Annotated in this window: 16 protein-coding genes; 10 read left to right on the top strand and 6 right to left on the bottom strand. The window is 70.5% G+C overall.

Annotated elements, in window-relative coordinates:
• Positions 1-54: 54 nt before the first annotated feature.
• Complete coding sequence (locus tag ABZ877_RS09480) at positions 55-1,008, top strand: phosphotransferase (protein WP_361066979.1); 954 nt, start codon at positions 55-57, stop codon at positions 1,006-1,008.
• A 62-nt stretch (positions 1,009-1,070) separates the two neighbouring features.
• Here ABZ877_RS09480 and ABZ877_RS09475 read toward each other — a convergent pair whose 3' ends face one another.
• The gene (locus ABZ877_RS09475; RefSeq protein WP_361066976.1) at positions 1,071-2,210 is read right to left on the bottom strand and encodes a type III polyketide synthase; all 1,140 of its coding nucleotides are present in this window, start codon (positions 2,208-2,210) and stop codon (positions 1,071-1,073) included.
• 300 nt (positions 2,211-2,510) lie between these two features.
• Here ABZ877_RS09475 and ABZ877_RS09470 point away from each other — a divergent pair, with 300 nt between their 5' ends.
• Positions 2,511-3,113, top strand: a complete 603-nt coding sequence (locus tag ABZ877_RS09470) for a hypothetical protein (RefSeq protein ID WP_361066974.1) — start codon at positions 2,511-2,513, stop codon at positions 3,111-3,113.
• Between the two features lie 80 nt (positions 3,114-3,193).
• On the opposite strand, the gene ABZ877_RS09465 is transcribed toward ABZ877_RS09470, so the two are convergent.
• The gene (locus ABZ877_RS09465) at positions 3,194-3,562 is read right to left on the bottom strand and encodes a VOC family protein (RefSeq protein ID WP_361066971.1); all 369 of its coding nucleotides are present in this window, start codon (positions 3,560-3,562) and stop codon (positions 3,194-3,196) included.
• Between the two features lie 63 nt (positions 3,563-3,625).
• On the opposite strand from ABZ877_RS09465, the gene ABZ877_RS09460 reads away from it, so the two are divergent.
• The 5 genes from ABZ877_RS09460 to ABZ877_RS09440 all read left to right on the top strand — a co-directional run bounded on the left by ABZ877_RS09460 (position 3,626) and on the right by ABZ877_RS09440 (position 7,932).
• Entirely contained in the window at positions 3,626-4,090 is a 465-nt protein-coding gene (locus ABZ877_RS09460; RefSeq protein ID WP_361066969.1) for a MarR family transcriptional regulator, read from the top strand.
• Between the two features lie 20 nt (positions 4,091-4,110).
• On the top strand, positions 4,111-4,389 hold the full coding sequence (locus ABZ877_RS09455; RefSeq protein ID WP_361066966.1) for a cyclic-phosphate processing receiver domain-containing protein: 279 nt from the start codon (positions 4,111-4,113) through the stop codon (positions 4,387-4,389).
• 164 nt (positions 4,390-4,553) lie between these two features.
• Positions 4,554-5,534 carry an SDR family NAD(P)-dependent oxidoreductase gene (locus ABZ877_RS09450; protein WP_361066963.1) on the top strand — a complete coding sequence of 327 codons (981 nt, stop codon included), beginning with the start codon at positions 4,554-4,556 and terminating at the stop codon, positions 5,532-5,534.
• Between the two features lie 184 nt (positions 5,535-5,718).
• Positions 5,719-6,909 carry a S1 family peptidase gene (locus ABZ877_RS09445; protein ID WP_361066960.1) on the top strand — a complete coding sequence of 397 codons (1,191 nt, stop codon included), beginning with the start codon at positions 5,719-5,721 and terminating at the stop codon, positions 6,907-6,909.
• 105 nt (positions 6,910-7,014) lie between these two features.
• Positions 7,015-7,932, top strand: a complete 918-nt coding sequence (locus ABZ877_RS09440; protein WP_361066958.1) for a hypothetical protein — start codon at positions 7,015-7,017, stop codon at positions 7,930-7,932.
• Positions 7,933-7,950: 18 nt separating this feature from the next.
• Here ABZ877_RS09440 and ABZ877_RS09435 read toward each other — a convergent pair whose 3' ends face one another.
• A complete protein-coding gene (locus ABZ877_RS09435; protein WP_361066955.1) occupies positions 7,951-8,982 on the bottom strand; it encodes a zinc-binding alcohol dehydrogenase family protein in 1,032 nt (343 codons plus the stop codon).
• Between the two features lie 145 nt (positions 8,983-9,127).
• Between ABZ877_RS09435 and ABZ877_RS09430 the strand changes: the two genes are divergently transcribed.
• On the top strand, positions 9,128-9,484 hold the full coding sequence (locus tag ABZ877_RS09430) for a helix-turn-helix domain-containing protein (RefSeq protein ID WP_361066952.1): 357 nt from the start codon (positions 9,128-9,130) through the stop codon (positions 9,482-9,484).
• Positions 9,485-9,508: 24 nt separating this feature from the next.
• Here ABZ877_RS09430 and ABZ877_RS09425 read toward each other — a convergent pair whose 3' ends face one another.
• Positions 9,509-10,498, bottom strand: coding sequence for a YafY family protein (locus ABZ877_RS09425; RefSeq protein ID WP_361066949.1), 990 nt, complete (start codon positions 10,496-10,498; stop codon positions 9,509-9,511).
• Positions 10,499-10,592: 94 nt separating this feature from the next.
• Between ABZ877_RS09425 and ABZ877_RS09420 the strand changes: the two genes are divergently transcribed.
• The gene (locus tag ABZ877_RS09420; RefSeq protein ID WP_361066946.1) at positions 10,593-10,991 is read left to right on the top strand and encodes a VOC family protein; all 399 of its coding nucleotides are present in this window, start codon (positions 10,593-10,595) and stop codon (positions 10,989-10,991) included.
• A 338-nt stretch (positions 10,992-11,329) separates the two neighbouring features.
• Positions 11,330-12,760: a non-reducing end alpha-L-arabinofuranosidase family hydrolase gene (locus tag ABZ877_RS09415; RefSeq protein ID WP_361066943.1), complete on the top strand. Its 1,431-nt coding sequence runs from the start codon at positions 11,330-11,332 to the stop codon at positions 12,758-12,760.
• A gap of 70 nt (positions 12,761-12,830) precedes the next feature.
• On the opposite strand, the gene ABZ877_RS09410 is transcribed toward ABZ877_RS09415, so the two are convergent.
• Positions 12,831-13,310 (bottom strand): MarR family transcriptional regulator, encoded by a 480-nt coding sequence (locus tag ABZ877_RS09410; RefSeq protein WP_361066940.1) that lies wholly within the window; start codon positions 13,308-13,310, stop codon positions 12,831-12,833.
• A complete protein-coding gene (locus ABZ877_RS09405; RefSeq protein WP_361066937.1) occupies positions 13,307-14,407 on the bottom strand; it encodes an alkene reductase in 1,101 nt (366 codons plus the stop codon). Before ABZ877_RS09405 ends, ABZ877_RS09410 begins: the two co-directional genes overlap by 4 nt.
• Between the last annotated feature and the right edge of the window lie 152 nt (positions 14,408-14,559).

The following is a 14,559-nucleotide window of genomic DNA, read 5'->3' as shown; positions in this document are numbered from 1 at the left end:
CCTGACGGGAAAATGCGTTTGCGCGCGCCACCGCCCGGGTGATGGCGTGGCCCCATGGTCACTGGTGAGGGAGCGGCAGATGTGCGGCCGTTGACACATGCGTGGGTGAGCCGGTATTTGGATGTGGGTGAACGCATCGTCGGTGCGCACACGTTGCACGGCGGCATCACCGCCGAGATGCGCAGGCTCACGATCGGTCGGCCGGACGGCGGCACCCGTGCCCTGGTGCTGCGGACCCTCGTCGGCGGGGAGTATGCCGAGGACTGGGTGGACAGGGAGGCCGCCGCCCTCGCTTTCCTGCCGGGGACCGGTGTTCCCGCCCCCGAGCTGGTCGCGGCCGATCCGGGCGCGGCGCACTGCGAGTATCCGTCGCTTCTCATGACACATCTGCCGGGCCGTACGGTGTTCGCCGACGAGGGAGTGGAGACACGTGTCGCTCTGATGGCCCGGCAACTCGTGGCCATCCACGCCCTGCGCCCCGCGCAACTCCCCGCGCCCTACGTGGCGTTGACGACCGCCGACAGTGTCGTGACCCCGCCGGGCGCCGACGCACGTACATGGGAAGCGGCGACCGACGTCATCCGCGCGCCCGCCCCGCCCTTCGAAGGCCGCTTCCTGCACCGGGACTTCCAGCCCGGCAACGTACTGTTCGACGTCCCGCCGTCCGGGCCGGCGGACGCCCGGATCACCGGGGTCGTCGACTGGGCGGTGACGTCCTGGGGGCCCGCCGATCTCGACGTGGCGCACTGCGCCGTCACCCTCGCGCTGTTGCACGGCCCGGAGTGGGGCCTGAAGTTCCCCGAGGCGTACGAGCACGCGGGCGGAATCCTGGCGGCATCCGCGAGTGAGCGGCTGTACTGGCTGGTCCGGGACGCGTTGGCCTCCTCGGAGGAGGTGCGGGAGGTGTCGCGGGTCTGGCGGGAGGCCGGGAGACCGGAGCTGACGACACGCGTCGTCGCGGAGCGGCTGGACGCCTATGTCACCGCTCTGCTGGACAGGTGGCGCTGAGCCGGGGCGACCGGTCGCCTCCGCCCGTTCCCCTGGTCGCCGCCGCCTTGGCCCGGCCCCGGTCACCAGCGGAGCAGCACGAGTTCGACGGCAAACCCCGGGCCCATGGCGACGGCGAGAGCGGGCGTGGCGGCCGGCGGGGGAGTGTCCATCAGGGTGTCCAGTACGTGGAGGACGGACACGGACGACAGGTTGCCCCGCTGCGACATGGAGTCCCGGGTGAGGACGGTGGCGTCCGGGGGGAGGGCCAGGGCCCGTTCCACGGCGGCGAGCACCTTCGGGCCGCCGCCGTGGATGATCCAGTTGCCGACCTCGTCGGTGGTCAGGGAGTGCCGGGCGAGGAAGGACCGCACGGCACGGGGGAGGTGTTCCTCGGTGAGTACGGGCACCTCGGCCGCCAGGCGGATGCGGAAGCCGTAGGAGCCGATCTCCCAGCCGAGCGCGTCCGCACTGTCGGGGACCAGGCAGCTCGCGCTGTCGACGAGTTCCGGTCCCCGCCCGCTGTCCGCCCGGTGGGCGCCGACGGCCACGACCGCCGCGGAGCCGTCGCCGAACAGACTGCTGGCGACGATGTTCGCCATGGATCCGTCGTTCGGCTGATAGGCGAGCGTGCAGAGCTCCACCGCCAGCAGGACGGCGATCTGGTCGGGGTGGGCGCAGAGGTAGTCGCGGAGCAGGGCGAGACCCGCGGCCCCTCCGGCGCAGCCGTGCCCGAACAGCGGGACACGCCTGACGTCGGATCGCAGCCCCACCCGGTGTGCCAGCCGGGCTTCGAGGGACGGCACGGCCAGCCCCGTCACGGTGGTACTGATGATCGCGTCGACCTCGGTGGGATCGATCCCGGCGGCGTCCAGGGCCTTGGTCAGCGCCTCTTCGCCCAGGTCCAGGGCGGTGCGCAGCCACACCTGATTCGTCTCGGTGAAGTCGTCGAGAACGGCGAGTTCGACGAGCTTGTCCAGCGGCAGCGCCAGATGACGGGCGGCCACCCCGGCCGTCGCCTCGATCTTCCGCAACATCAGCTTGCCCCTGGCGGAACTCATCAAGGTGGGCGCCAGCGTGGACATGATCTCGTGCTGCGGATAGTGGTACGGCGGGAACGCCGTCCGCAGCGCGGTGATGCGCGGAGCGGGCGAAGGACCTCGCGGCGGCGGCCTGCGCCCCTGCTCGGTGTGCGTGGTGGAGTGCGGCATACGTACCCCCATCGCTTACCCTCCGCTCCTTGTCCGGGCGTGCGGTCCATGGCCGTGCGGCGGGGACACGCGCCCGGGGCGGCCCACCCGCGCAGGATCTCTTTCCTGCGGACGCTCCGGGCCGAGTGACACGGCGGGCTTCTCTACTGCAACGAGTGACGGCGGTGCGCCACTCAGCGCAAGAAGGACGATCTCTTACGGTGACAGTCCTGTGACACGGACGAGGGCAACGGGCGCGGGGGGACGAGTGTCATATGGGGTGAGTACCGACCGACCTACGGCGAGTACCGACCGACACGGGGGAACACCACCATGAACGCATCTGTACGCAAGGGAACGATGGCGCTGGCCGCGATGGCGGCCGTGGCGGGCGCCGTCGCGGCGACGACACCGGCGTCGGCGGCCACCGAGCCGCGCTTCCTCGCACCGTCCGAACTGCCGCCGCACCCGGACTCCGCCTGGTTCGCGGGCCCGGTCACCGCCGGGCAGCCGGACCCGCTGCCGATGTGCGTGGGCGACGCCCTGCCGTCGACGTCCTCGTACCGCGCCTTCCACACCGACTACGACACGGCGGCGCTGCAGGTGACCGTGGTCGAGCGCAGCGACCAGCGCGCCAAGGACTTCGCGGCGCTGCTGCGCCGGCACCTGACCGACTGCCCGCGCGAGCTGGCCGAGGACCCCGACGTGAGCGCCACCGAGAAGTCCTACGGCAAGGTGTCCGTCGGCGACGGCGCCGACGTCTACGGGATCAACACCAGGACCACGTGGGGCGCCACCGACATCAACCTGTTCTCCGTCGGGCGCAAGGGCAACGTCGTCACCGTCGTCCAGTGGGGCCAGATGGGTGGCTTCGCCGACGCGCCGGTCGCCGCCTTCAAGAAGACGACGGTCACCGCGGTGAACAAGCTGAGCTGACGGTCAGCTGTCGGCCCCGGTGCGCGGCGCGATGAGCGCCGCGCACCGGTGCGTTCTGGCTGATATGGACGCGGGGCGGGTCAGGCGCGGTCGTGGAGCGTGACGTGATAGCCGTCGGGATCCGCGAAGGTGAACGTCCGCCCGAAGGGGCCGTCGACCGGCGCGGAGACGATCGTGTGACCGTCGGCGGCCAGCGCGTCGTGCATGGCCTGGACGTCGGTGGCGTGCAGCCAGATCGCGACGCCGGTCCCGGGCCGGGGGACGGAGGCGAGATCGGTGCCGGGGACGATGTCGCGGAGCGCGAACGCGATCGGCTTCGTGTCGAAGACCACGGCGTGCGGCGGTCCCGCCGGTGAGCGGACGAGGCCGAGGTACCGCTCGTAGAACGCCTGCGAGGCGTCGAGGTCACGTACTTGCAGCGAGATGAAGTCGGGGCCGGTCGCGGGCATGATGCTGCTCCTTCTTTACGTGTCAGTTTACTGACACGAGGCAAGGTATGTCAGAATCCTGACATGAGTCAACGCGGTGCCGGCATCGACCTGGACACGTCCCTGGGCTACCTGCTGAAAGAGGCTTCGAGCGCCTTGCGCACAGCCATGGAGGAGGTGCTGCGGCCGCTCGGGATGAGCGTGACGCACTACTCCTGCCTGGAGCTGTTGGCACAACGGCCGGGCCTGTCCAACTCCGAGCTCGCGCGCGGCGCGTTCGTGACACGGCAGACGATGAACGTCCTGCTCCAGAACCTCGAACGGGACGGCTACGTGACCCGGCCCGAGGCGCCGCCCGTGGGCAAGGCGCTCCCCGCGCGGCTCACCCCGCGCGGCCGGCGGAGCCTGGAGAAGGCGACCGTGGCGGTGCGGTCCGTCGAGGAGAGAATGCTGACGGGCATGACCGAGGCCGAACAGGCCGTGGCGCTCCGCACCCTGCGCAGCATGATCCGTTCCTTGCGCGGGGATGACGCCAGGGCGCAACGGTAGGAAGCAGAAGGAGCAGGCGCATGCGGAACGAACCCCCGACGCGCGCACCCGGCCCGGTCCCGACCCCGGTCGTCCTCGCCGTCGACGACCTCAGAGCCCTGCCCCACGCGACACAGCTCGCCCGCACGAGCCGCGAGGGAGTCCGCCTCTTCCAAGCACACCGCGACGTCCCCATCGCCGAACTGTGGCTCGACCACGACCTCGGCGGGGACGAGAGCATCATGCCCGTGGTGACCCTCCTGGAGGAGGGCTCACTGACCCACTGGGGCTACCGCGTCCGCCGGGCCACGGCCACGTAGAGCGATGCGAGCCGGGGCTGCCGGATGCCCGCAGCTCGGCGCAGATCAGCAACCATCCGCTCTGCCACGTCACCGATGCCCAGCGACGGCACGGCCTCACCCGGGGTCGTCCTACACGCGCGGGACTTGCCTTGGACCGCACTCCAACTCGTAGCTTCGACGGCATGACTGCAACCGCTCAACAGCCGCTCGGCACGCCCTTCTCCGCCGCCACCACCGCCGAGGACGTCGTCGCCGGCCATGACCTCTCCGGAAAGACCGCCGTTGTCACCGGGGGCTACTCCGGGCTCGGCCTGGAGACGACCCGGGCCCTGACGGCCGCGGGTGCCCGGGTGATCGTGCCCGCCCGCCGCCCGGACGTCGCCCGCGCCGCGCTGCGCGACGTCGAGGACTGCGAGGTCGTCCCCATGGACCTGACCGACCTCGACAGTGTCCGCTCGGCCGCCGCGCACATGAAGGACGCCCTCGGCCGCATCGACCTCCTGATGGCCGTCGCCGGAGTCATGGCCGTCCCGGAGTGGCGCATCGGGCCGAACTGGGAAAGTCAGCTCGTCGCCAACCACTTCGGTCACTTCACCCTCACCTGCGAGCTCTACCCGCTGTTGGCCGCAGCGGGCGGCGCACGCGTCGTCGTCAACAGCTCCGCCGGACACACGCTGACCGCCATGCGATGGCACGACCCGCACTTCCGCACGGGTTACGACAAGTGGCTGGCCTACGGCCAGTCCAAGACCGCCAACGCGCTGTTCAGCGTGCACCTCGACACCCTCGGGCAGGACGACGGAGTCCGTGCCTTCGCCCTCCACCCCGGCAAGATCATCACCGGGCTCCAGCGGGAGATGACAGCCCAGGAACAGATCGACCGAGGCTGGGTGGACGAGCGCGGCAACGTCATCGGCGCGGACTTCAAGACCGCCTCCCAGGGAGCCGCCACCGGTCTGTGGGCCGCCACGTCCACGCTGCTCGAAGGGCGCGGCGGTCTCTACCTCGAGGACTGCGATGTCGCCCGCCTCTCGTCGCACGACACCCCCATGGACGACGGAGGCGTCCGCGCGTACGCCGTCGATCCCGAGGAGGCGGCGCGCCTGTGGGACGTGTCCCTGGCCGCGACCGGCGCCGCACCGATCGCCGCAAGCCGGAAGTGACACGAGGCACGCCTATACAGTTCCGGCGTTTCTCTGTAAAAAACTGTCGTCGGCCTGGGCCTTGATGACTTCACAGGGCGTCGGTCAAAGTCGGGGCGTGGCGAACACCCCCCAACTTTCGCCGCCAGGCAAGCGGCCCCTTTCTTTTGGCGTGTGGGCTTGCCTGCTACTGGAAGGAATCAGTGTGCGCATTTCGCGTAAGTATGCCCTCGTGGCCACCGCCGGTGTTCTTCTCTCAGTCTCCGCAGTGAGCGGGGCGCAGGCGCAGGACAGCGATGCTTCTCCGCGTTATCAGCCCGCGATGGTGCGGGCGCTCGCCGACTCGCTCGGGGTCAGTGAGGAATCCGCCGTACGGCGTCTGGACGCGCAGGCGGCGCAGCAGGACAGACTGGCCGGACTGGCCAAGGGCGGAATATCCACCGACGGCGCTTTCTTCACCTCTGCCGGGAAATTGACGGTGAATGCGCACAACGCCGCAGAGGCGAAGAAGGTGGAAAAGGCGGGCCTTGACGCGCGTGTTCCCGAGCGCGGTCAGGCCGAACTGGACGCGATCAAGGCGAAGCTCGACGCGGTCGCGACGAAGCGGGTGCCGAGCGGTGTGACCTCGTGGGGCGTCGACCTCGCGTCGGACACCGTGACGGTCAAGGTCGACAACGGCAGCGGGGCCGCCGCCAAGGCGTTCCTCGCCCAGGCCGGGAAGTTCGGCTCCGCGGTCAAGGTCGTCCGCGCGCAGGAGGAACTCGTCCCGCAGGCGGTGATCTACCCGGGCAGCCGGATGACGTTCAACGGGTACATCTGTTCCGTCGGCTACGGCGCCCACGACAGGAACGGCAAGCAGTACCTGGTCACCGCCGGTCACTGCGTGGAGGACCTGCCCGTCCTTTCGTACGACAACGTGCGCTTCGCCAAGGCCACCCACACGCGGTTCGCGCTGGGCTCCCGCAGTGTGGACATGGGCGTCGCCGCCATCGACGCGGGCAACTCCATCGCCACCAGCGTGGGCACGTGGGGCAACAGCAGCCCGGTCGCCGTCCGGGGCAGCCAGCGCGCCGCCTCGGGGGCGGCGCTCTGCAAGTCCGGCCAGACGACCGGCTGGACCTGCGGCAAGGTCAGCTCCTACAACGTCAGCGTGACGTACACCGACCAGAACGGCGGCCCCGACACCGTCGTCACCGGCCTCGGCAGCTCCACGGTCTGCACCGAGGGCGGGGACAGCGGAGGCGCCTACATCTCCGGCAACCAGGCCCAGGGCATGACCTCCGGCGGCCCCACGGGGCAGTCCTGCACCGGCGGTGTGAACTCGCGCGGCTCCTCCTACTTCCAGCCGCTCGACGACGCGCTCAGCTACTACGGCCTGACGCTGAACACCAACTGATTCCGGCCCCCCACACAGGGACCGTTCACCGACCGGGGTGGGCGGTCCCTCCGGCATGTGGAACGGCCATGCCTCATGATTCAGGGTTCCCGTAGAAAAGAAGCCATGCCGAGCGATGTGAGCCACGTACACAGTGGGCCGGAGAGCGACTTCGCCGTGACCCTCCGGGACGCGCTGCGCCGACGCGGGCTGCCCCTGGAGCGGATATGCGGCCGCTTGCAGGAGCAGGGGATCACCGTGAGTGTGGCCACGCTCAGCCATTGGCAGCGCGGACGCAGCCAGCCCGAGCGCCTGAAGTCGCTGCGGGCCGTCGACGCCCTGGAGCCGCTGCTCGGCCTCCGGCCCGGCACCTTGCGGTCGCTGCTGGGACCGCACCGGCCCCGGGGCCGCACCCTGCCCCTCGACCCGGCCGCCGCCCGCGGCGTCTACGGTGAGCAGTCGGACGTCGAGCAGGCACTCGGTGACGCCTTCGCGCACTTCAACATGGACACGCAGCTCCTCATGAGCCACGAGACGGTCACCCTGGACGCGCGGCGCTCCATCCGGGAGACCGCCGTGACCAGTGTCGTGCGGGCCGTCACGGACGGGGCCCGGCACGTCACCGTCGTGCACTTCCTCGACGCGCTCCCGGCCGACGACGTGGACATCGCCGTCCGCAACGGGGAGATGACCGGCCGGAAGATCCTGCCGGACCTGCGCAGTGTCGTGGCTGACATCTCCTTCGGCCGGCCGCTGGCCCGCAATGAGACGGCGGTCGTCGAGTACACCCTGAGGACCGGCCCCACCTCCGCCGTCTCACGCTCCCACGAACGCCGCATCCGGGACCCGCTCAGAACCTACTTCCTGCATGTGCGGTTCCACCCGCTGGCGCTTCCGGCGCGCTGCCACTACTCGTACCGCGAGCGACTCGGCGTCGAACCGCGCCGGCGCCACCGGGTGGAACTGGACGCCTCCCACTCCGCCCACCTGATCCCCGCCAAGTGCCCGCCCGGGGTGTACGGGCTCGAATGGGAGTGGGAGTGAGCCGGGGAAGCGCGTCCGTCAGAAACCGGTCATGGTGATCTTGCCGATGGCCTTGCCGGACTCCAGGATCCGGTGCGCCTCGCGCAGGTGTTCGGCGTTGACGGTGCCGAGGTCGGTGGTGGCGGTGGTGGTGAGGATCCCGGCGTCGGTGAGCCGGGCGACCTGGTCGAGGATGCGGCCCTGTTCTGCCTGGTCGGCGGTCTGGTGCAGGGAGCGGGTGAACATGAACTCCCAGTGGAAGGCGATGCTCTTGGACTTCAGCAGGCCGATCTCGACGGAACCGAAGTCGTCGATGGCCACGATCTGCCCGAAGGGCTTGACGAGGTCGGCGTAGGCGGGGAGGTTGCTGTCGGTCGCGGTGGTGCCGAAGACGAAGTCGATGCCGTCCGGGGCCACCTCGCGCACCTGCGGGGCGAGCGGCTTGCGGTGGTCCACGAGGTGCGCGGCGCCCATGCGCCGGGCGAACTCGACGGTCTCCGGACGGGACGCCGTGCCGATGACCGTGAGGCTGGTCAGGGCGCGGGCCAGTTGGGAGACCATGGCGCCGACGCCGCCCGCGGCGGCGGTGACGAGCAGCGTGCCCGACTGCTGGAGCGCGCCGGTGTGCAGGCCGAGGTGTTCGAAGAGACCTTCCCAGGCGGTGAGCGAGGTCAGGGGCAGGGCCGCCGCCTCCGCGAAGGAGAGGGAGGCGGGCTTGTGGCCGACGAGGCGCTCGTCCACGGCGTGGTAGCGGGAGTTGGCGCCGGGCCGGTCGAGGGCACCGGCGTAGAAGACCTCGTCGCCCACCTGGAACGAGGTGACCTCGTCGCCGACGGCGACGACGGTGCCCGCCGCGTCCCAGCCGAGCACCTTGGGCTCGCCGCCCGGGTCGTTGTTCTGGCGGACCTTGTAGTCGACCGGGTTGACCGCGACGGCCTCGACCTGGACCAGCAGGTCGCGCCGTCCTGGCTGCGGCACCGGCAGGGTCACGTCCACCAGACTCTCCGCGTCGTCCACGGGCAGGCTCTTGCGGTACGCGACGGCGGGCATGGTCTGCGGGATCCGGCTCATGACTGTTCCTCCTGGTCGTTACGGGCGGCTGTCCGCCGTGGCCGTAACGTAACTCCGGGGAGGTAGTAACCTGCAAGGACCGTTACTTCCCTCGGGGAAGTATGAAGATCCGGCGAGTGGCACACACAGGAGAAGAGACAGCGGCATGGCGAAGCTCTGCGCGACCGAGCAGCACGACCACCACGACGTGTACGCCGCCCAGTGCCCCTGCCGCGACGTGCTCGACCTCCTCGCCAACAAGTGGTCGGCGCTGGCCATCGGCGCCATGGAGGAGGGGCCGCAACGCTTCGGCGCCCTGCAGAAGCGGCTTGAGGGCATCAGCCCCAAGGTTCTCACGGCCACGCTGCGGCGACTTGAGGAGCGCGGCTTCGTGGAGAGGACCGTCTACCCGGCTGTGCCCCTGCACGTCGAGTACGAACTGACCCCGCTCGGCCGCAGCGTGGCGCAGCCCCTGGCCCAGTTGCGGACCTGGGTGGAGGACCACATGGACGAAATATCCTGAGCACCCCTGGTGCGCGTCGCGCGGTCAGGCCCGGCGGGCGCGCGACGCGAGGCGGTCGGCGAACGCGGTGACGAGGCCGCGCAGTTCATCGGGGCGCTCGATGACGAACGGCCGGTCGAGCGAGGCGATAAGCGGCGGCAGCCAGTCGAGCCGCTCCGCCCGCAACTCGACGCGCAGCCAGCGCTCGGCCGCCGGATCCCGGTCCGCCGCGGGATCCTCCTCCTCCAGGCTCGCGAGGGCGACGGGCAGACGAGCCCGGATCTGCTCGACGGTCCCGTGGATCCGCACCGTCACCTCATGCCGGTACGCGGCCGTGGCGAACCCGGACAGCACGCGCTGCGCCGGATCGGCATCGTCGGGGGCCTCGAACGAGCCGGGCAGGGTCCGCGCGTCCGCGACGCGGTCGAGCCGGAAGGTGCGGTCCTCACCGATCCCGGGGTCCCGGCCCGTGACGTACCACCGGCCTCCGTGCGCGACGATCCCGTACGCGTGGAGCGTGCGCTCGCCGCTCCGCCCGCCGCGGTCGGTGTAGCGGATCGCGAGCGGCCGGCGGTGGCGCACCGCGTCGGCGACCGCGAGCAGGACCCCGGTGTCGGGGGCGTCGAACGCGCCGGGCCGCTCCGTGAAGGCGAGGGAGTCCAGGAGGCTGTCGAGACGGCGTGCGAGGTGCCTCGGCAGCACGCGCCGGATCTTCGCCGACGCCGTCTCGTTCGCCGTGAGCTGCGCCGACGACAGCCCGGTCCGGCCGCCGGCGACCAGGCCGAGCAGCACGGCCAGCGCCTCGTCGTCGCTGAGCATGAGCGGGGGCAGGCGGTACCCGGGAGCGAGCCGGTAGCCGCCGTAGCGGCCGCGCACCGACTCCACCGGCACGTCCAGGTCGATGAGCTGTTGCACGTACCGCCGTACGGTGCGCCCTTCGACACCGAGCCGGTCGGCCAGTTCGGCCACCGTCCTCGTGCCGCCCGACTGCAACAGCTCCAGGAGGGTCAGCACGCGGGCGGTGGGTCGGGTCATGGGCGCAAACCTATCGCTCATACAGGACCGGTTCTGTCCCCTATCCCTCCTAGTCTCCGCAGTGCACCTCATCAGCACGGCCAAGGAGATCCCCATGAAGTTCGTCTCGATCCGCGTCATCACCGGCGACGTCGCGCGCCTCGTCGCCTTCTACGAACGGGCCACGGGGGCGCGAGCGGAGTGGGCCACGGACGACTTCGCCGAACTCCGGACGGCGGGCGCGACGCTCGCCGTCGCGAGCACCAGGACCGTGCCGCTGTTCGCCCCGGACTCCGCGCGCCCGGCGGACAACCACAGCGTGATCACCGAGTTCCTCGTCGACGACGTGGACCGCGTCCACCAGGACCTGAGCGGCTTCGTCACCGACTTCGTCGCCGGGCCCACCACGATGCCGTGGGGCAACCGGTCCCTGCTGCTCCGTGACCCGGACGGCAACCTGGTCAACTTCTTCACCCCTGTCACGGAGGCGGCCCGCGCGAAATTCGGCCGCTGAGGATTGTCGCAAGTTTCAATGAGATACGCGGGGCCGGTCGAGTCGACCGGCCCCGCGAGCGCGTCGGTCTGTCACCTTTGACGCCGGTTCAGCCAGTCGCTTCCGGTGCTCGGGCGGGCGAAAGTTTCGAGGTTCGACGCGATGTGTGCGCGAGGTATTGACGTCGCTCACCGACTCCTCAATGATCCGCGTGCACGGCAGGTCGACCCTTGTTCGACATGACGAACGGACGGTGAGTGTGCCGCGATGGCAGGTATGTCATGCCCGCCTCAATCGGGGCACGGCCGCGCGCACCGTCCGCCGTCATCCACCCCTCACTCAAGGAGCACGAGGTTTCCATGCGCAGACGACAATCCAGCCGTACGCACACCTCCGCCGCCCTCACGGCGGCCGCCGGGATCCTGACCCTGATGGCGGCGATGCTCGTCACCGGCGGTCCGGCTCAGGCGGCCGGCAGCGGAGCCTTACGCGGGGCCGGGTCCGGCCGGTGTCTCGACGTGCCGGACAGCAGCCGGACCGACGGCACGTCGCTGCAGGTCTGGGACTGCTCGGGCCAGGCCAACCAGCAGTGGACGCTGACGGACAGCGGCGAACTGAGGGTGCTCGGCGACAAGTGCCTGGACGTCCCGGGCCACGCCACCACGGCCGGCACCCGCGTGCAGACCTGGGGCTGCAGCGGCGGTACGAACCAGCGGTGGCGGGTGAACTCCGACGGCACGATCGTCGGCGTGGAGTCCGGGCTGTGCCTGGACGTCACGAACGCCGCCACGGCCAACGGCACACCGGTGGGGCTGTGGACGTGCAACGGCGGCAGCAACCAGAAGTGGAGCGGTCTGTCCGGGACGACCCCGCCCGACAACACATGTGCCCTGCCCTCCACCTACCGGTGGTCGTCGACAGGTGTGCTGGCGCAGCCGTCGAACGGCTGGCTCGCGCTGAAGGACTTCACCAACGTCGTCTACAACGGCAAGCACCTGGTCTACGGGTCGAGTGTGTCGGGGTCGGGCTCGTACGGCTCGATGGCGTTCGGTCCGTTCACCAACTGGTCGGACATGGCCTCGGCCGGGCAGACCGGGATGGGGCAGGCAGCCGTGGCGCCCACGCTGTTCTACTTCGCGCCCAAGAACATCTGGGTCCTCGCCTACCAGTGGGGCGCGTGGCCGTTCATCTACCGCACGTCGAGCGACCCCACCAACCCCAACGGCTGGTCCGCGCCGCAGCCGCTGTTCACCGGCAGCATCTCCGGATCGAGCACCGGGCCCATCGACCAGACCCTGATCGGTGACGGGCAGAACATGTATCTGTTCTTCGCCGGTGACAACGGCAAGATCTACCGGGCGAGCATGCCGATCGGCAACTTCCCGGGCAACTTCGGCTCGTCGTACACGACGGTCATGAGCGACACGACGAACAACCTCTTCGAGGGCGTGCAGGTCTACAAGGTACAGGGCAAGAGCCAGTACCTGATGATCGTCGAGGCGATGGGCGCGAACGGGCGCTACTTCCGCTCGTTCACGGCCTCCAGCCTGAACGGTTCATGGACCCCCCAGGCCGCCAGTGAGAGCAACCCGTTCGCGGGCAAGGCCAACAGTGGTGCCACCTGGACCAACGACATCAGCCACGGTGACCTGGTCCGCAACAACCCCGACCAGACCATGACCATCGACCCCTGCAACCTGCAGTTCCTCTACCAGGGCAAGTCCCCGTCGGCGGGCGGCAGCTACGACAAGCTGCCGTGGCGTCCGGGTGTGCTCACTCTGCAACGCTGATCCGGGAACCCGGCCGCCCGTCGGCCGGGTTCTCCCGCTGTCATCGGGAGGTCGCGCCGCCCCGCCGGACCTACGCGTTCGGCAGGGCGGCCCGGCCGCGGTCCTTCACCGACCGCTCGATGGCGTACGCGGTCTCGGTGAACGCCTCGGCCTGCTCCGGCGTCAGATCGCGGACCGAGATCTCCTCCAGGCTGCGCCACATCTCCGCGATGGGCTCCCGCATCGCGCGGCCCTTCTCCGTGAGGTGGACGATCATCACCCGCCGGTCGTGCGCGGCCGGCTCACGCGCGAGCAGCCCGGCCTCCTGCATGCGGCGCAGGGACTTCGAGACCGTGGAGTGGTCCAGGCCCACACTGTCCAGGAGTTCGGACTGGGTCTGGCCGTCGCGGTCGAAGAGCTGCATGAGGAGCAGCTCCTGCCCCGGGTGCAGGTTCATCTCGCGGAGCATCGCGGAGGCGTGGGCGCGATGGGCACGGGCGAGCTGGAAGATGGCGTAGCTGAGGCGGCCGTCGCGCGCCGTGCCGGGGAGCCGGGACGCCGGGTCTGTCATCGTGCTCCTTCCGCGCCCGGGAGGGCGGGGTAGTCGGTGTAGCCGCTCGCACCGCCCCCGTAGAAGGTGGCCGGATCGGGGTCGTTCAGCGGCGCCCCCGAGCGTATCCGGTCGACCAGGTCGGGGTTGGCCAGGGCGGACGCGCCAACGGTGACGACATCGGCCAGGCCCTCCGCGACGTCCGCGGCCCGTGCGCCGAGGTCGGCACCGGCGCGGTTGAGGAGCAGCGTGCCTGGCCACAGCGACCGCAAGGTGCGCAGCAACTCCTCGTCACCGATGTGCATGAGGTGCAGGTAGGCCAGGTCGAGCGGGGCGAGGGCGCGTACCAGCGCCGGGTACAGCTCGTGGACGTCGTCCTCGCGGATGTCGTTGTACGGGTTGCCGGGGGACAGGCGGATGCCGGTGCGGTCGGCGCCGATCTCGTCGGCGACCGCCGTGGCCACGTCGACGGCGAAGCGGATGCGGTTCTCCACGGAGCCGCCGTAGCGGTCGGTGCGTTCGTTGGCGTTGCCGGACAGGAACTGGTGGACGAGGTAGCCGTTGGCGCCGTGGATCTCCACGCCGTCCGCGCCCGCCTCGACGGCGTACGCGGCGGCGCGGCGGAAGTCGTCGACGGTGGCGCCGACTTCGTCGGTGGACAGTGCGCGGGGCACCGGCATCTCCCGCGGTCCGTCGGCGGTGAACATGACTCCGGCGGGCCGGACCGCGGAGGGCGCCACCGGCTGCCGTCCGTGCGCGGTGTTGTCCGGGTGGGCTATCCGCCCGGTGTGCATCAACTGGACGACGATCCGGCCGCCGGCGGCGTGCACGGCGTCCGTCACCTTGCGCCATCCCGCCACCTGCCCGGGGGAGTGGATGCCGGGTGTGAGCAGGTATCCCTGCCCGTCGGGGGAGGGCTGGGTGCCCTCGGTGACGATCAGTGCCAGCGAGGCGCGCTGGGCGTAGTACTCGGCGTTCAGCTCGGTCGGCACGCCCTCCGGGGTGGACCGGTTGCGGGTCATCGGTGCCATGGCGAGCCGGTGCGGCAACTCGATGCTCCCGGCGCGGGCGGGCTGCCACAGGGCGTTCAGGTCGACGGCGATGTCGTCGGCGGGCATGGGTTCTCCTCTGTAGGACGTATGGGGACGGGGTACGGGACGGCGGCGGTGCGGGGCGCTCAGTCGACGGTGAGGACGAGCTTGCCGCGGCTGTGTCCGGCGTCGCTGGCCTGTTGGGCTGTGGCGGCGTGGGTGAGGGGGTGGGTGGCGCC

The sequence above is a fragment of the Streptomyces sp. NPDC046939 genome (genome assembly GCF_040644575.1).
Taxonomy (GTDB): Bacteria; Actinomycetota; Actinomycetes; order Streptomycetales; family Streptomycetaceae; genus Streptomyces.
Note: the sequence above shows the minus strand (reverse complement) of the source record. Positions and strands in the feature narration are given on the sequence as shown.

Bases quoted from the DNA above. Each gene is read 5' to 3' on its own strand.
- ABZ877_RS09425 (WP_361066949.1), bottom strand. From the start codon at position 10,498: ATGACCCGACCCACCGCCCGCGTGCTGACCCTCCTGGAGCTGTTGCAG.
- ABZ877_RS09435 (WP_361066955.1), bottom strand. From the start codon at position 8,982: ATGAGCCGGATCCCGCAGACCATGCCCGCCGTCGCGTACCGCAAGAGC.
- ABZ877_RS09465 (WP_361066971.1), bottom strand. From the start codon at position 3,562: ATGCCCGCGACCGGCCCCGACTTCATCTCGCTGCAAGTACGTGACCTC.
- ABZ877_RS09405 (WP_361066937.1), bottom strand. From the start codon at position 14,407: ATGCCCGCCGACGACATCGCCGTCGACCTGAACGCCCTGTGGCAGCCC.
- ABZ877_RS09475 (WP_361066976.1), bottom strand. From the start codon at position 2,210: ATGGGGGTACGTATGCCGCACTCCACCACGCACACCGAGCAGGGGCGC.
- ABZ877_RS09470 (WP_361066974.1), top strand. From the start codon at position 2,511: ATGAACGCATCTGTACGCAAGGGAACGATGGCGCTGGCCGCGATGGCG.
- ABZ877_RS09440 (WP_361066958.1), top strand. From the start codon at position 7,015: ATGCCGAGCGATGTGAGCCACGTACACAGTGGGCCGGAGAGCGACTTC.
- ABZ877_RS09420 (WP_361066946.1), top strand. From the start codon at position 10,593: ATGAAGTTCGTCTCGATCCGCGTCATCACCGGCGACGTCGCGCGCCTC.
- ABZ877_RS09480 (WP_361066979.1), top strand. From the start codon at position 55: ATGGTCACTGGTGAGGGAGCGGCAGATGTGCGGCCGTTGACACATGCG.
- ABZ877_RS09455 (WP_361066966.1), top strand. From the start codon at position 4,111: ATGCGGAACGAACCCCCGACGCGCGCACCCGGCCCGGTCCCGACCCCG.
- ABZ877_RS09410 (WP_361066940.1), bottom strand. From the start codon at position 13,310: ATGACAGACCCGGCGTCCCGGCTCCCCGGCACGGCGCGCGACGGCCGC.
- ABZ877_RS09460 (WP_361066969.1), top strand. From the start codon at position 3,626: ATGAGTCAACGCGGTGCCGGCATCGACCTGGACACGTCCCTGGGCTAC.
- ABZ877_RS09430 (WP_361066952.1), top strand. From the start codon at position 9,128: ATGGCGAAGCTCTGCGCGACCGAGCAGCACGACCACCACGACGTGTAC.
- ABZ877_RS09450 (WP_361066963.1), top strand. From the start codon at position 4,554: ATGACTGCAACCGCTCAACAGCCGCTCGGCACGCCCTTCTCCGCCGCC.
- ABZ877_RS09415 (WP_361066943.1), top strand. From the start codon at position 11,330: ATGCGCAGACGACAATCCAGCCGTACGCACACCTCCGCCGCCCTCACG.